This window comes from Cesiribacter andamanensis AMV16, assembly GCF_000348925.1.
Lineage (GTDB): Bacteria > Bacteroidota > Bacteroidia > Cytophagales > Cyclobacteriaceae > Cesiribacter > Cesiribacter andamanensis.
Genome location: NZ_AODQ01000111.1, coordinates 1 through 14406, shown reverse-complemented (window position 1 = coordinate 14406; position 14406 = coordinate 1). Strand labels below are relative to the sequence as shown.

General features: G+C 57.8%; 11 protein-coding genes and 2 pseudogenes. 9 read left to right on the top strand and 4 right to left on the bottom strand.

Translation table 11 applies throughout. The features are described 5' to 3' along the window. Positions 1 to 66 precede the first annotated feature (66 nt). Entirely contained in the window at positions 67 to 522 is a 456-nt protein-coding gene (locus ADICEAN_RS16395; RefSeq protein WP_009196767.1) for a hypothetical protein, read from the bottom strand. Between the two features lie 367 nt (positions 523 to 889). Between ADICEAN_RS16395 and ADICEAN_RS16385 the strand changes: the two genes are divergently transcribed. Continuing rightward, entirely contained in the window at positions 890 to 1384 is a 495-nt protein-coding gene (locus ADICEAN_RS16385; protein ID WP_009196765.1) for a 6-pyruvoyl trahydropterin synthase family protein, read from the top strand. 29 nt (positions 1385 to 1413) lie between these two features. On the opposite strand, the gene ADICEAN_RS16380 is transcribed toward ADICEAN_RS16385, so the two are convergent. Both ADICEAN_RS16380 and ADICEAN_RS23940 read right to left on the bottom strand, forming a co-directional pair. Beyond that, positions 1414 to 2646 carry a succinylglutamate desuccinylase/aspartoacylase family protein gene (locus tag ADICEAN_RS16380; protein WP_009196764.1) on the bottom strand — a complete coding sequence of 411 codons (1233 nt, stop codon included), beginning with the start codon at positions 2644 to 2646 and terminating at the stop codon, positions 1414 to 1416. Next, positions 2639 to 2944 (bottom strand): annotated as a pseudogene (locus ADICEAN_RS23940) (CBS domain-containing protein); the annotation flags it as partial. The pseudogene ADICEAN_RS23940 and the gene ADICEAN_RS16380, both read right to left, overlap by 8 nt. Positions 2945 to 5125: 2181 nt before the next feature. Here ADICEAN_RS23940 and ADICEAN_RS16370 point away from each other — a divergent pair. The 8 genes from ADICEAN_RS16370 (at position 5126) to ADICEAN_RS16335 (ending at position 13934) form a co-directional block, all read left to right on the top strand. Continuing rightward, positions 5126 to 5983, top strand: a complete 858-nt coding sequence (locus ADICEAN_RS16370) for an STAS domain-containing protein (protein ID WP_009196762.1) — start codon at positions 5126 to 5128, stop codon at positions 5981 to 5983. A gap of 9 nt (positions 5984 to 5992) precedes the next feature. Then, positions 5993 to 6406 carry an STAS domain-containing protein gene (locus ADICEAN_RS16365; protein WP_009196761.1) on the top strand — a complete coding sequence of 138 codons (414 nt, stop codon included), beginning with the start codon at positions 5993 to 5995 and terminating at the stop codon, positions 6404 to 6406. Further along, positions 6384 to 6797 carry an anti-sigma regulatory factor gene (locus tag ADICEAN_RS16360; protein WP_009196760.1) on the top strand — a complete coding sequence of 138 codons (414 nt, stop codon included), beginning with the start codon at positions 6384 to 6386 and terminating at the stop codon, positions 6795 to 6797. The genes ADICEAN_RS16365 and ADICEAN_RS16360 overlap by 23 nt, the downstream gene beginning before the upstream one ends. Continuing rightward, positions 6760 to 7815 carry a SpoIIE family protein phosphatase gene (locus ADICEAN_RS16355; protein ID WP_009196759.1) on the top strand — a complete coding sequence of 352 codons (1056 nt, stop codon included), beginning with the start codon at positions 6760 to 6762 and terminating at the stop codon, positions 7813 to 7815. The genes ADICEAN_RS16360 and ADICEAN_RS16355 overlap by 38 nt, the downstream gene beginning before the upstream one ends. 1 nt (position 7816) lies before the next feature. Next, a complete protein-coding gene (locus ADICEAN_RS16350) occupies positions 7817 to 9169 on the top strand; it encodes a sensor histidine kinase (protein ID WP_009196758.1) in 1353 nt (450 codons plus the stop codon). Between the two features lie 220 nt (positions 9170 to 9389). Continuing rightward, complete coding sequence (locus ADICEAN_RS16345; RefSeq protein ID WP_009196757.1) at positions 9390 to 9824, top strand: DoxX family protein; 435 nt, start codon at positions 9390 to 9392, stop codon at positions 9822 to 9824. Then, positions 9821 to 11092, top strand: a complete 1272-nt coding sequence (locus ADICEAN_RS16340) for an APC family permease (RefSeq protein ID WP_009196756.1) — start codon at positions 9821 to 9823, stop codon at positions 11090 to 11092. Before ADICEAN_RS16345 ends, ADICEAN_RS16340 begins: the two co-directional genes overlap by 4 nt. Before the next feature lie 175 nt (positions 11093 to 11267). Beyond that, positions 11268 to 13934, top strand: a complete 2667-nt coding sequence (locus ADICEAN_RS16335; RefSeq protein ID WP_009196755.1) for a DUF5916 domain-containing protein — start codon at positions 11268 to 11270, stop codon at positions 13932 to 13934. Positions 13935 to 14146: 212 nt separating this feature from the next. Here ADICEAN_RS16335 and ADICEAN_RS23935 read toward each other — a convergent pair. Then, positions 14147 to 14350: pseudogene (locus ADICEAN_RS23935) on the bottom strand (PepSY domain-containing protein); the annotation flags it as partial. Positions 14351 to 14406 lie beyond the last annotated feature (56 nt).

Below are 14406 nucleotides of genomic sequence, written 5' to 3'. Positions count from 1 at the left end.
AGGCGTTTACGGTAGGCACTTTAGGTGACTAGCCGTGGGCGACTAGCCGTGGGCGACTCAGCCCCCCTATTTCTGATCTGCGGCAGTTTCCACTTCTGCTGTTCCCTCTGCAGCAGCAGTACCCACAGGGGCAGCCTGCTTGTTGGGTACTTCTTTTTGGGAGATCAGCTTACCAAAAAAGTCATAGCGTACCAGCAGCAGCCCTGATTTGCCGGGCCGGCTCTCCTGAAGCACCAGCTCGTACTGCACATCTTCTTCCTCCCCAAAGGGGGGCATGATCTCCGTGGCACCTACAATGGCATGCCCGGCCAGAGGGCTGTACTTGAGCTGTTCCACAATCCTTTCGGGTAATTTAGTGGTGCTGATGCTGCGGCGGTCGGCCTCCTCAACCGTAGCGGACATTCTGTCCATGGTGAGGGTATAGACGCCTTCTTCTGCTGCTGCTTTGTTGGGGGTGGTTTGGGCAAAGGCACTGATGCTGCCCAGGCCCACGAAAAAAATGCTTAGGACAATCGTTTTCATCTAGAGGTATGCAAAAAAATGGGGTTCTGCCCACCTATAAGGAAAAGAACGTGCCAGAACAGCGCCACAGCAGAAAAAAGGCCCTCATGTTGCAGCATAGCCTTTTTTACCGGCAGATACTTAGAAAAAAGCAGGGGAGTATGGCCACAGCTGTGGAAAGATTCTACTCCTGCCTGGGGTTTTGGCCCACAGCTGCACGCTAGAGCCTGCCCGGGTCGAGGGGGAGTACGGGCAACAGCCCCGGGCAAAAAAGCCCGGCTCCAGGGCCGAAAAAATTGTGGAAAACTGCTGGCAGAGGTGGCGGTTATGTACAATCTTTGCACTGATTTTCAGCCGATGGCTACCACAAAGCTAACCAATTTGCAGCATGAAGGTATCAAAGAAGTTCAGATGGGAAGGCGCACACCGCATTGCCTGGCATACCGAAGGCTGCCAGCACCTGCACGGCCATTCGTATGTGCTGTGGGTTGAGGTAGAAGGGCCCACCGGCGATAAGGGGATGCTCATGGACTTTAAGGTCCTGAAAAAGGTTCTGAAGCCACTCATTGCCGCCTGGGACCATGCCACGCTTATTGCCCGGGACGATGTGCGGCTCAAAGAGGCCATTGATCACCTGGACTCTAAATTCTACCTGCTGCCTTATGACTCCACGGCCGAGAATATGTGCCGCTACATTACCGATTACCTGCTGCAGCAGGGAGCTGCCGAGCTGGCCGCACACCGCATCCATACCCTCACGGTGCGCATTCAGGAAACCGAAAGCTGCTTTGCCGAGCTGCGCACTCCGGTAGACGTAGAAACGCTGGCCAGTCATCTGGCCCCCGGCTCCTGGAGTGCAACCCCCATGGTGCAGGCACAGTAAGCCTTGCCCAAGTGCGCAGGCAGGAGTGATCAGTACCAATCCGCCTCCCGATACTCAGCATCGCGGGAGGCCGCTTCCCTATTTCGGAGGATGTAATGGGCTCTGCCCGCCGGGCGGCCGCTGCCTACTGGCCGCCCCTTTAACCGTTTGCTGCGGTAGCCCAGCAGGTGAAACAGGTCCCGGGAATAGAGGCGCGCCAGCCGGTGGTCTACCCTCAGGGCATCGCGTGCGGGCCCTATCCAGCGGATGCCCGGCAGCAGGGGCAGCAGCTTATCCATCCCCAGCCTGCGCATGGCCGCCGAGAGGCGCAAAAAAACGGGCGCCACCTTGCGGATGGCAAAGAAGCCCTCACTCCCCTGGCTCTGGTACAGCGGCATAAAGACCCGGGCCGTGCGATCGGCCCGGATGGGCCGGCCATTGCTGCTGGCCAGCTGCTGGCCCTTGTGCACCTTCTGAAAATTGACATAGCCGGGCACCATCGCAAACTGCTCCCCCTCCCGGATCCGGTAGCGGAAAAAGATCTCCCAAAAATCGCTGACCCCCCGGGTATGCTTGGCCAGAATGCCCCAGTAGTGGGCAAAGGGGATATCTCCCCCTTTCAGGCAGCCGGCAAACACCAGCGAGAGCATGCTAAAAGCCTGGTGATTCTCGATAGAAGAAAGATCATCGTGCTGGCCGGCTTCAAAGCCAAAGGCTACATAGCCCAGCTCGTTGATGTAGCTGAGCAGGGGTCCCTCCAGGTATTCTTCAATGCCCAGGATCATGGGCAGGGGGTACTGGGCGGTGAAACGGCGGTTGAGCAGGCTGTCGTTGAGCAGCAGAAACGGGATGGTCTCACAGGAGGTGGTGTGCAGGTCCATGAAGTAAAAAGGCCCCTTGTCCTGCTGCAGAATCTGCTGCAGGCAGCCCCAGAGCGCCTGTTGCTGGCGGGCATCCTCATCTTCGGCCAGCAGCTGCCCCTGCTGCAGGCGCTGGATGCGGCCGACCGTCCAGAGCCGGTTCAGGTCCTGGCGGTGGTAGCGCTCCTGCCGCTGCAGGGCCCAGAGGTTGCCGGCCAGCGCATACACCTTGCCCCTGAGGGGTACGGCATTGGCCTGCAGCCAGTCCAGCATTCGCCTGAGCGCAAACACCCCCGAGGGCTCATTGCCATGCATGCCGGCCGTAAAGACTACGGAAGGCCCGGGCAGGGTACCTTCCAGCCGGCCAATGTAGCGATCTACCTCCAGGGTTTGATCCAGCGCTTTGCTGTACACCTTAGCCATGATCGTAGGGGAGTACATCCTTGATGGTAAGTATGCCCACCAGGCAGCGATCCTGCACCACGGGCAGACAGCCAATGGTATTACGTTTCATCAGGGCGATGGCGGTTTTGATGCTGGTTTCGGTTCGTACCGTAATCAGGTCCCGGGCCATAATGTCGCCCACCAGGCACTGGCCGGTATCACCGTTCCTGGCCTGGTGGCGCTGCAGGTGGGTCCAGGTAAGCAGGCCGCAGAGCTCGCCGGTGGCATTCTCTACCGGCACATGGTGAATCCCTTTCCAGCGCATTACGCTGGTGGCCAGGTCGGCCAGATCGTGGTCTTTTACCGTAAACAGCTCGGTGCTCATGATGTGGCCCACCAGACAGGCCGCTTCATGGGCCTCCAGCTCCGGATCTACCGGCGGCCAGTCGTGCACCGGCCGGCCCGTCTGCTGATTTTTGTACATGGCCTTGGTGAGCATGGTCAGGGCATCATCTTTCTTATGGGTTTTCTGAAGGGTACGGAAATTGCGCACGGCCCATTGGGCACCGGTGGCGCCGGCCGTACGCTTTTCAATGATGCCCAGGTAGCGCTCGCTATCGGCCGCCTGAATGCCGGCCTTTTGTAAACCGGCATGGGCCAGGGGCAACAGCTGCTTAAGTACCAGTTCCTGCGCGGGTATGGGCTCATGCTCCCAGAGCATCACCGATTCTTTGCCTGTTTGGGCTGCTTTGATAAAGTTGGCCTTCACATCCCGGAAATCCATACGGGTGGCCAGCTCATCAAAGGCAGGGGGGCGCCCTACCATCATGCCTACCCAGAAGGCAAAATTGGCAATCTCATCCTGCACGCTGGGCCCGGCCGGCAGGTAGCGGTTTTCGATGCGCAGGTGCGGCTTGCCCCCTCCTACCCCATAACAGGCCCTGTTCCAGCGGTAAATGGTGCTGTTGTGCAGCGCTAGGGCCGGTAGCCTGGGAGTCTGCCCCCGCTCCAGCTCCTCCAGCGAATGGGTATCGATGGGCTTGAAAAGCAGAACCGGGTGGCCGGCAATATCATCCTTAAAAATATCGGCAATGGAGCCCCTGGCCCAGTCGGTACCAAAACTTACCCGGGGCCGCTGGTGGCGCAGGGCGTAGGATGAGCGGCGGGTATCTATGCTTTGCTGAAAGAGTGCAATACGGGTTTCGCTCCAGAGCTCCCGGCCCAGCAGCAGGGGGGAATTGGTGCATACGGCCAGCAGGGGTCCCGATAGGGCCTGCGCCCAGTTGTAGCTGGCAATGAAATCCTCAGGCGCAATCTGCAGGTGCAGCTGAAAGCTGGTATTGCAGGCTTCAAACAGTACCGAATCATGAATGATGGAAAGCTCATCCAGTCCCCGGATGCGCAGCTCAAAATCTTTGCCCCGCAGGGTCCGGGTGGCGTTGTTCAGGGCCCGGTAGCGCGGCAGAGGGGTCATAAAGTCCAGCCCCAGCTCGTTTTTGGTAATGGTGGGCAGAATACCGGTGAGCAGCACCCGGTCCTCAACCTGCGCGGCTACCGCCTGCGCCAGCTGCAGATGGGCTGTAAGCTGTTGTTCCATGCGGCTAAAACACTGCCCTTCCAGGGTGAGCGGATCCAGGTTGATCTCCAGGTTGTAGCGTGCCAGTTCGGTAGTGAAATGCGGATCTGCCAGGGCCGGCAGCAGGTCGGGCGCCTTTCGGGAGGGGCGCCAGTGGGTATTGAGCAGGCAAAACTCCTGCTCAGCCCCAATGCGGGTAATGCCGGTTTCCAGCATGCCCAGGGCCAGCATGCGTTCCAGGGCCTCAATGTCGTGCAGTAAGTGGCCGATAAAGGCGCTGCGCACGTCATGGCCGGAGTCAAGAGATAGAATAGCCTCTCCCATTGTACAAAGGGGTTAAAAAGTGGAGGGGCAGTACGGGCAGGGGGGGTAGCAGCGGCTCAGGGGTATGTGCCCTACTTCCTGAAGGAAGATACCACCTATTTTCCTGAAAATCAATTAAAACCTGAATTTATCCAAGCCTGCCCTCCGGGCCAAGCCGGTGCTTGAGCCAGCGCACCGGAGCTCAGCTGCGGGAGCAGGCAGCCCCCTTCGGCAAACAGCCGGGTGAACGGATCAGCTGAAGTGCGTCTTGCTTATCATCAAGCTCCGATCATCCGGCTCTACCCGGGCACTGCTGTTGCACACTTATATGGGAAAGGCCCTGTGCCGGGAGCGGTTTTGCACAGGCAGCCAACAATTTAAGGACTCTCCAGTTTAGGTTTACTGAACGTAACCTATCTCTCAGGGCCGCGTTTAAGATTTTGCTGTGTTTTATCGAAACTATTCGTCAAAATTGGCCGTATTTTCCTGAATTATTTTTTATCATTGCCGGGCGATGGTAGGGAGTATTTGAGCATTTTTCTCACCATAAAGCCGTAAGCGCATACCTTTACCCTATCTTCCGTATACCCTCTAATTTATACCATCCCTCACAGACGCATTTATCTTTTCATTTCCTACATGGCAAGTAAAACTTCTGACATCCTGAACAAGCGCAAAAAGCTTGTGCTCGAAACCTGGATCAACAACCAGCTCCAGGACCCTACCCTGCGGGAAGATCTAATGACCAACCAAGAATTGCATGGGCAGTCAGAGGAGCTGTTGGATTCGTTCAACCAGGCAATTCGGTCCGGTAACTATACCGACATCGACAGTCAGGAGTATTATCCCGTGCTGGATATTCTCAATAGTTTGTCCGTTACCCGGGCCCATGCAGGCTTCAGTCCGCGCGAAACAGCCACCTTTGTGCTAAGCCTCAAGCGGGCCATTGTGGAAGTGCTGCAGCAGGAGCTGGCCCAGGACCAGGCGCTGCTCATCAGCGAGATCCTGAAGATCTCCGATCTGCTGGACAGCCTGAGCATTAGTACCCTGGAGGCCTTTATCAAGGGGCGCGAAGAAGTGATCCTGCGCCAGACCAACGAGATCAACGAGATCTCTACCCCGGTGATTCGGGTGTGGGAAGGCATTCTGGCCCTGCCCATCATTGGCACGCTGGATAGCGAGCGCACGCAGATCATCATGGAAAACCTGCTGCAGGAAATTGTGAATACCAGCAGCAACATTGCCATCCTGGATATTTCCGGCGTGCCTACGGTAGATACCCTGGTAGCCCAGCACCTGATCAAAACCGTAAGCGCTGCCCGCCTGATGGGCGCCGAGTGCATCATTAGCGGCATACGGCCCGAGATTGCCCAGACCATTGTGCACCTGGGCATTGACCTGTTGGGCGTACAGACCAAGGCCAGCCTGGCCGCCGCGCTGCAAACCGCCTTTTCCCGCCAGCAGCTGTCTGTTGTAAAAGCCAAAGCAAAACCCTAAGGCCTGCCCATGGATAGAATACCCATCCTAAAGTTTGGTCACTTTCTGCTGGTAACCATACAGGTAGATATGTACGACCGCCTGGCCCTGAACCTGGAAAATGACCTGGTGAATGCCGTAAGCAAGCATGAAGCCAGGGGGGTGCTGATCGACATCTCGGCGGTATCCATTGTAGACTCGTTCATGGGCCGCATCATTGGCAACATTGCCACCATGTCCCGCATCATGGATGCCGAAACGGTGGTAGTGGGCATGCAGCCTGCCGTGGCCATTACGCTGGTAGAGCTGGGCCTGCCGCTGGCCGGGGTACACACCGCCCTGAATGTGGAAAAGGGCATGGCCCTGCTGCAGGAAAAGATTGGCCTGAATGCCCATAGCGATGCCGCCAGGGCAGAGGAAGATGACGATGATCAGCCTGAATAAGGAAACCCTAAAGATCGGGACTGAGCAAGATGTGATCTTATTCCGGCAGCGCCTTAAGGAGTATGCCACCAAAATAGGCATGAGCCTGCTGAACCAGACCAAGCTGATTACGGCCTCCAGCGAGCTGGTGCGCAATATTCTGGTGTATGCCAAAAAGGGCGAGGTGCTCATAGAAGTGGTGAGCGACCGCCTTCAAACCGGCATCCGGGTAACGTTTAAGGACCAGGGGCCAGGCATTGCTGATGTGCAGAAAGCCCTGCAGGATGGCTACTCTACGGGCAAAAGCCTGGGCCTGGGGCTGCCGGGAGCCAAGCGGCTGGTAAATTTTTTCGACATACAATCAACACCCGGGCATGGAACAACCGTTACAATTATCCGCTGGAAACGGTAACGCCGCCACCCACACCCGCTACCGGATCGAAGACCGCAGCTACCTCAGCATCATTAAAAAAGAGATTGCCCGCTCGGCCGAAAGCCTGGGCTTTGCTCCCGAGCGCATTGGCCGGCTTGATATCATCGTTAGCGAACTGCTCTCCAACCTGCTAAAGTTTGGGGTTAAAAAGCGGGAACTGCTCTGGAAACCCCTGTTGCAGGGGGGGCGGGGCGCCATTGAAATTCTGGCCATTGATGGCGGCAGCGGCATTGCCAACACCAGCCGGGCGCTGGAAGACGGCTACTCTACCTCCGGCACTGCCGGCCAGGGCCTGGGTGCCATCAGGCGCCTTTCCGATTTCTTTGACCTCTACTCACAGCCCGGGCTGGGCACCATTGTGCTGGTGCGGCTATTTGCAGAAGAGTACCCCCTTGCTGAGCAGCAGCTAGCTTCCGCAGGGGTGATCTCGGTAGCCAAAAGCGGCGAAAAAGTATGCGGCGATGGCTACCAGCTTGACTATGATCCTGAAGAAAAGCAGCTGCGCCTGCTGGTTGTGGATGGCCTGGGCCATGGCCCGGAAGCGCACCTGGCCGCCAATGCCGCCCTGGATGTGTTTGCGGCTGAAGGGGGTGACGACCAGAGCCTGCTGCTCAAGCAAATCCACCAGTCCATTAAACGAACGCGTGGAGTTGTAGCACTTTCAGCAACCTACAAAGGGGAAGAGCACCAGCTGCACTACTGTGGGGTTGGCAACATTAGCGGCCGCCTGCTGGGCTTTGAGGGCACCAAGGTGCTTACTTCCTTTAATGGCATTGTGGGGCATGCCATCTCCTCCCGCATCCATGACCAGCGCCTGGCCTGGGAGCGGGGCAAGCTGTTGGTGCTGCACTCCGATGGTCTGCTTTCCCGCTGGGATATGGGCAGGTACCCGCAGGTGCAAAAGCATGACCCCAGCCTGATTGCCGCCTGCCTGTACCGGGATTATAACCGGGGCACCGATGACATCACCATACTCGTAAGCAAACATCCGGACTAAGATGGAAGAAAAGGTACAAAAATCCATTGTGGACGTAAGCCTGGACCGGGAACTGGACCTGGTGGTGGCCTACAAAAAGGCTATGCAACTGGCCGAGCTCTCGGGCCTGAACTTTACCGAGCAGACCAAGTTTGCCACCGCAGTATCGGAAATTGGGCGCAATGCCCTTAGCCACGCCGGCGGGGGCAGCGTGGCTTTTTACATCAGCAAAGAAGGAAGCCATTACTATGTAGAAGCCGTGGTGACCGATACCGGTCCGGGCATCCGGGACCTGGGCGCTTTGCTGGAAAAGATCAGCACCCAGCCCGATGGCCAGCGCACCGGCATTTACAACTGCAAGCGCCTGTCGGACCGCTTTGAGATGAGCAGCAGCGAGGGCAGCGGCACTTGTGTGCGCATAGGCCGGCGGCTTACGGCCAACCATCCCCCCATCAACCACATGATCCTGGCCGGTTGGCGCAAGCACTTCAGCCAGCTGGCGCCCACCTCGCCCTACGATGAGCTCAAGCGCCAGAACGACCTGCTGCTAAAGACCCTGGAAGAGCTGCGCCTCAGCAAGGCCCAGACCCAGGAGCAGCTGGAGGAGATCCAGTCCCTGAACCTGGGGCTGGAGCAGCAAAACGCCCGCAACCAGCAGCTCTCCAACGAACGCGCCCAGCAGAACGAACTGCTCAAAAAACGTAATGAGGAGCTGGATGAGTTTGCCCACATTGTATCGCATGACCTGAAAGCCCCCTTGCGGAACATGAAGGCCCTTATTCAGCTGATGGAAAAGGGCAGAATGCACAATCCGGCAGAAAGCATGGAGATGATGAAGAACCAGCTGCAGAAAATGGAGGTGCTCATTGAGAATGTGCTTACCTACAGCCGCACCGGGCATGAAAAGCTGGACAAAACCCAGGTAAACCTTAACAAGCTGCTGGAAGAACTGGTAGCGGGCCTCAGCCGCCCACAAACCTTCAGCATCGAGATTGAGCCCGATTTTCCCATCATCTATGCCGAGGAGATCCTCATCTACCAGGTATTCAGTAACCTGATCATCAATGCCATCAAGTATAACGACAAGGAGGCGGGCCACATTACCATTGGCTATGAGCCTACCGACAGCAAGGGAAATTTTTACTACTATGTAGAAGACAATGGTCTGGGCATTCCGGCCAGCAAGCGGGAAAAAGTATTCAAGCTCTTTTCGGTACTGCACAAGCTGGAGGGGGTAGAGAGCACCGGCATTGGCCTGGCCATTGTTAAGAAGATCATTCTGGAAAAGGGCGGACAGATCTGGATAGAGGACCCTCGCCTGAGCAGCGAGGGCAGCCGCTTTTGCTTTACCTGGCCGGCTGAGACCATTTTATAAGATTTTTTGTTTCCCGGCTGCCGAAGCAGGCTGGGCAACTGGCGCCTTTGCCTGATTTTTTGCTATTTTAATGCGATTTATGGATTAATCTAGTTCTCTACAGCAGCAATAAGGAACGAAATCCCCCTTGGCGAAGGGGGATTTTCGTGCCATTTTTCAGCCTCTTTAGAAAATCGTATCCATGAGTTACGTTTAGTCCATTCACTCAGCCCGCACTCCCATGATCCAGGCCCTGCTCAGAACCGATTCCGCTCCTACTACCCTGCTCATCCGCCTGATGGTGGGGGTGGTATTTCTTTCGGAGGGCATTCAGAAGTTTCTGTTTCCCTCGCAGCGGGGGGTAGGGCGTTTTGAAAAGATCGGGCTGCCGGAGCCGGAGTTTCTGGCCTATTTTGTAGCCAGCTTTGAGGTGGCCTGTGGCGGGCTTCTGCTGCTGGGCCTGCTTAGCCGCCTGGCCGCCATTCCCCTGATCATCATCATGCTGGTGGCCCTGGGCACCACCAAGGCCGATCTGTTTGCCAATGAAGGCTTCTGGGCCATGCTCCACGGCAGCCGCACGGACTGGGCCATGCTGCTGGGCAGTATTTTCCTGCTCATCAAAGGGGGTGGCCGCTGGTCGGCCGATGGTGCCCTGCAACACAAAACTGTAGGATGAAGCAGCCGGATGCACCCCTGAAGGGCGTACTAAAACGGGACCTGGGACTGCTGGATGCCGTAGGCGTAGGCCTGGGCGCCGTAATTGGGGCCGGCCTTTTTGTGGTAACAGGGGTAGCTGCCGGAGTGGCCGGTCCGGCCTTTTTGCTGGGGCTGTTCATGGCGGGCCTGGCCGCCAGCTGCAACGGCCTTAGCTCGGCCCAGCTGGCCGCTACCTATCCACAGGCAGGCGGCACCTACGAATATGGCTACCGGGTGCTCAATCCCTGGCTGGGCTTTAGCGCAGGTTGGATGTTTTTGGCCAGCAAGCTATCGGCCGGCGGGGTAGTGGCGCTGGGCTTTGGCACCTACCTGGCGGCACTGGTACCAGGCATACCACCCAGGGGGGCTGCGGTGGCCGCCACCCTGCTGCTGATGGCAGCCAACTATTGGGGCATCAAAAAAGCCGGGAAGCTCAACCTGCTCATTGTGGGCCTTACCCTTGCTGCGCTGCTTTACTTTATACTTGCCGGCATCCCTTCCTTTACCCCTGCCAACCTGCGCCCTTTTGCTCCGCAGGGCTGGCAGGGCATTGCCCGGGCGGCTGCCCTGCTCTTTTTTGCCTTTACCGGTTATGCCCGCATTGCTACCCTGGGCGAAGAGGTGCGGGACCCCCGCACCACCATTCCCCGGGCGGTGATCATTACCCTGCTAAGCTCGGTGCTGCTCTATGCCGCCGTAGCGCTGGTGGCGGTTGCAGGGGTAGGCGCCGATGCCCTCAGCCGCAGCAGCTCCCCCCTGAGTGAAGCCGCCAGGGCCTTTTCCCTGCCAGGGGTACTGCTGGTGGTAGGCATAGGCGCCACCACGGCCATGCTGGGGGTGCTGCTAAGCCAGCTGCTGGGCATCAGCCGCATGCTGTATGCGATGGCCCGCCGGAGAGACCTGCCCGCCCTGCTGGAGCGGGTACACCCTCGCCATCAGGTGCCTCATATCGGCATTTTCCTGAGCGGGGGCATTATCATGCTGCTAAGCCTGTTTGGCAGCCTGGAGTTTATCATTTCGGCGGCCTCCTTTACCATTCTGCTCTACTACAGCATCACCAACCTGGCAGCCCTGCGCATGCAGCGCCAACACAAGCTGTATCCCAATTGGATTCCCCTGCTGGGCCTGCTCTTTTGCCTGGCCCTGGCGGCTTCTCTCTCCCTAAAGACCATTGGCGCCGGCCTTGCGCTGCTGGCGGCCGGCCTGCTCTTGCGTCTGCTGCTGCGGCCGCTGATGCAGGCCCGCTAAGTAGCGGCTCCGCTCAGGGCAGCAAAATTTTGCATTTATCCATGCGCAGGCTGTAATGAAATCCGGTATCGACCGTCTATCACATTACTACTAGTGATACCGCCGGCATTTTAGCACCTTTAGTGCTTTGCTCCCTGATGCTTACCCCTAATCGCTCACCCCATTTTTAAAGCAGATGATGCGCTTCCTATACACCCTATCCATTTTTTCGCTGCTGGCTGGCCCATTGCTGGCGCAGGAAAAATCAGCTACTAGCCCCCAAGAAGCCTCCATTCCCCGCAAAGTGTACACCACGGCCCCGGCTACTACACCCCCTGACATTGACGGTCTGCTAAACGATGCCGCCTGGGATGCCGTGGAATGGGGAGGCGACTTTACCCAGCGGGAGCCAGACAAGGGAGCCCCAGCCACCCAAAAAACAGCCTTTAAGGTACTTTACGATGCCAAAAACCTCTATGTAGCCATTCGGGCCTATGATACCGACCCTGAGCAGATCGTCCGGCGCATGTCCCGCCGGGATGGTTTTGATGGCGATTGGGTGGAGGTGAACATTGACAGCTACTTTGACCACCGCACCGCTTTTTCCTTTACTGCCAGCGTATCGGGCGTCAAGGGCGATGAGGCCATCTCTAACAATGGCGATGTCTGGGATGCGGGCTGGGACCCCATCTGGTACCTCAAAACCTCGGTGGATGCCGAGGGATGGGTGGCCGAAATGCGCATTCCCCTAAGCCAGCTGCGCTTTGCCAACAAAGCGGTGCATACCTGGGGCTTTCAGATAAGCCGCCTGAACTTTCGGGAACAGGAGCGCTCCGTCTGGCAGTACATACCCCCCGATGCGCCGGGCTGGGTACACCTGTTTGGCGAGCTGCAGGGCCTGGAGGGCATCAAACCGCAAAAGCAGCTGGAAATCCAGCCCTTTGTACTGGCCAAGGCCGATCGCTACCAGGCCCAGGAAGGCAACCCTTTCGCCAGCGGCCGGGACCGTTCACTGAGCGTGGGGGTAGATGGCAAAGTGGGCATCACCAGCGACATTACCCTGGACTTTACCATTAACCCCGACTTTGGGCAGGTGGAGGCCGACCCCTCGCAGGTAAACCTGAGCGCCTTTCAGGTATTTTTTCCCGAGCGCAGGCCCTTTTTTCTGGAAGGCAAGAACATCCTCACCTCGCCCCTGACCGAATCGGTAGCGGGCGGCAGCTTTAACAGCGACAACCTGTTTTACTCCCGCCGCATTGGCGCGCGCCCCCACCACTACCCCAGCCTGCAGGAAGGCGAATGGGCCCGGGTGCCGGATAATGTAACCATACTGGGGGCTGTAAAGCTGACGGGCAAGAACAAGAAGGGCTTTTCCTGGGGCCTGCTGGAGACCGTTACGGCCGAAGAGCGAGCCGAGATTGATGCCGCCGGCCAGCGCAGCGAGCGCACCGTAGAACCCCTTACCAACTTTCTGGTAGGCCGCTTTCAGCAGGACCTCAAGGAGGGAAAGACCGTATTTGGCGGTATGATCACCGCAGTGAATCGCAAGATAGAGCATCAGCACCTGGAGTACCTGCACAAAGATGCTTACGCCGGCGGGCTGGATGTGCAGCATTTTCTCAAGGACCGCAAGTACTACATCGCCGGCAATTTTACGCTGAGCAACGTACGGGGCACCCCCGAGGCCATCACCCGCACCCAACGGGCCAGTGAGCGCTTCTTTCAGCGGCCCGATGCCGACCATGTAGAAGTAGACCCCACCCGTACCGCCCTGAGCGGCACCAGTGGAACCGTTAAATTTGGCAAGACCAGCGGCGACCTGGTGATGCAGACCGGCCTTACCTGGCGCTCGCCCGGGCTGGCCCTCAACGATGCCGGCTTTTTGCGCAGCTCCGACCTGCTGCACCAGTGGGTGTGGGCGCAGTACCGCAAGCTGCAGCCCTTCTCGGCCTTTCGCTGGCTGCGGGTAAATGCCAATGAGTACCTGAGCTTTGATTTTGGCGGCACCAACACCTACCGGGCCGTAAATGTGAACGGCCACACCCAGTTCAAGAACTTCTGGGCCCTGAGCATGGGCAGCACTCTTGAGGGCGAATCCATCTCCAATGCCGACCTAAGGGGTGGCCCGGGCATCCGCTATCCCGGCGGCCTCAACTACTGGTACTGGCTGGGCTCGGACAGGCGCAAGAAGTTCAGCATGGAATTTAACCACTACAACCGCTGGGGCTGGGAGGGTATCAGCCGCTATCAGGAGTTTTACAGCGGTATGTCGTACCGCCCCATCAATGCGCTGAACCTCTCGCTGGGCGCCAATCTCTCCTTTAATGAAAACCAGCAGCAGTATGTGGCCACCCGTCAGCTGCAGGGCCAGGACCGCTACCTAACCGCCACCATCGACCAGCAAACCGTTGGCCTGGAGCTGCGCTTCACCTACATACTTACCCCGGATCTCTCGCTGCAGTTCTGGGGCCAGCCTTTTATGTCCAAGGGGCACTTCAGCCAGTTTAAGCAGATCACCAACCCCAAAGATGCCGCGTATAGCAAGCGCTTTACGACTTTTGGGCCCGATCAACTCTTTTACAACCGGGAAACCGAGCTGTACTACATAGATGAGAACCGGGATGGCAGCACCGATTACCAGATCGGCAATCCGGATTTTAACTTCGTAGAATTTCGCTCCAACATGGTGCTGCGCTGGGAGTACATACCCGGCTCTACCCTATTCCTGGTCTGGAACCAGGGCCGCTCCGGCATGCTGCCACTCAACAGGACCTACCAGATGAACGGGCTATCCGAAGGCCTGCTGGATGTGCCCCCGCACAATATCTTTCTGATCAAGTATACGTACCGGTTTGTGTTGTAAGCAGGGATCCTAAGTAATGTAAAGCTCCTTCCATACCCCCTCATACTAGCCATCTGCTGACGCATGCCACGAATTGCTCGTGGCATGCGTGGTGTAGCAAACGCCCCCCGCTTGGCTTTTTAGCCAAACTGGTATTAGCCGGGAGATTGGGTTACTATCCGGGAACTGCCGGAGCACTTGCTACCCCCTGTTTAACCACCTGGTGCTGGCCGCTAGTGCAGGGCACGTGCTTTTTCCTGTTCGTTAGGGAAAGGGATGGGGCCCCGGCGCCTGGCTGCGTCTTTTCGGTGCCTGCCCCACCAGATTTTAAGCCCGGTCCAGAACAGCAGAGCGGGCAAAAAACCTGCCACACACCAGATGATGCGGGTAAGCAGGCCACCAAACTCGCCAAAGTGGACGGGCAGCAGCCACCTGGCGGTAAGAGCAGCCCCCGCGGAAGTTTATCCGGATGCTGCTCTCCAGCAGCTCCCCG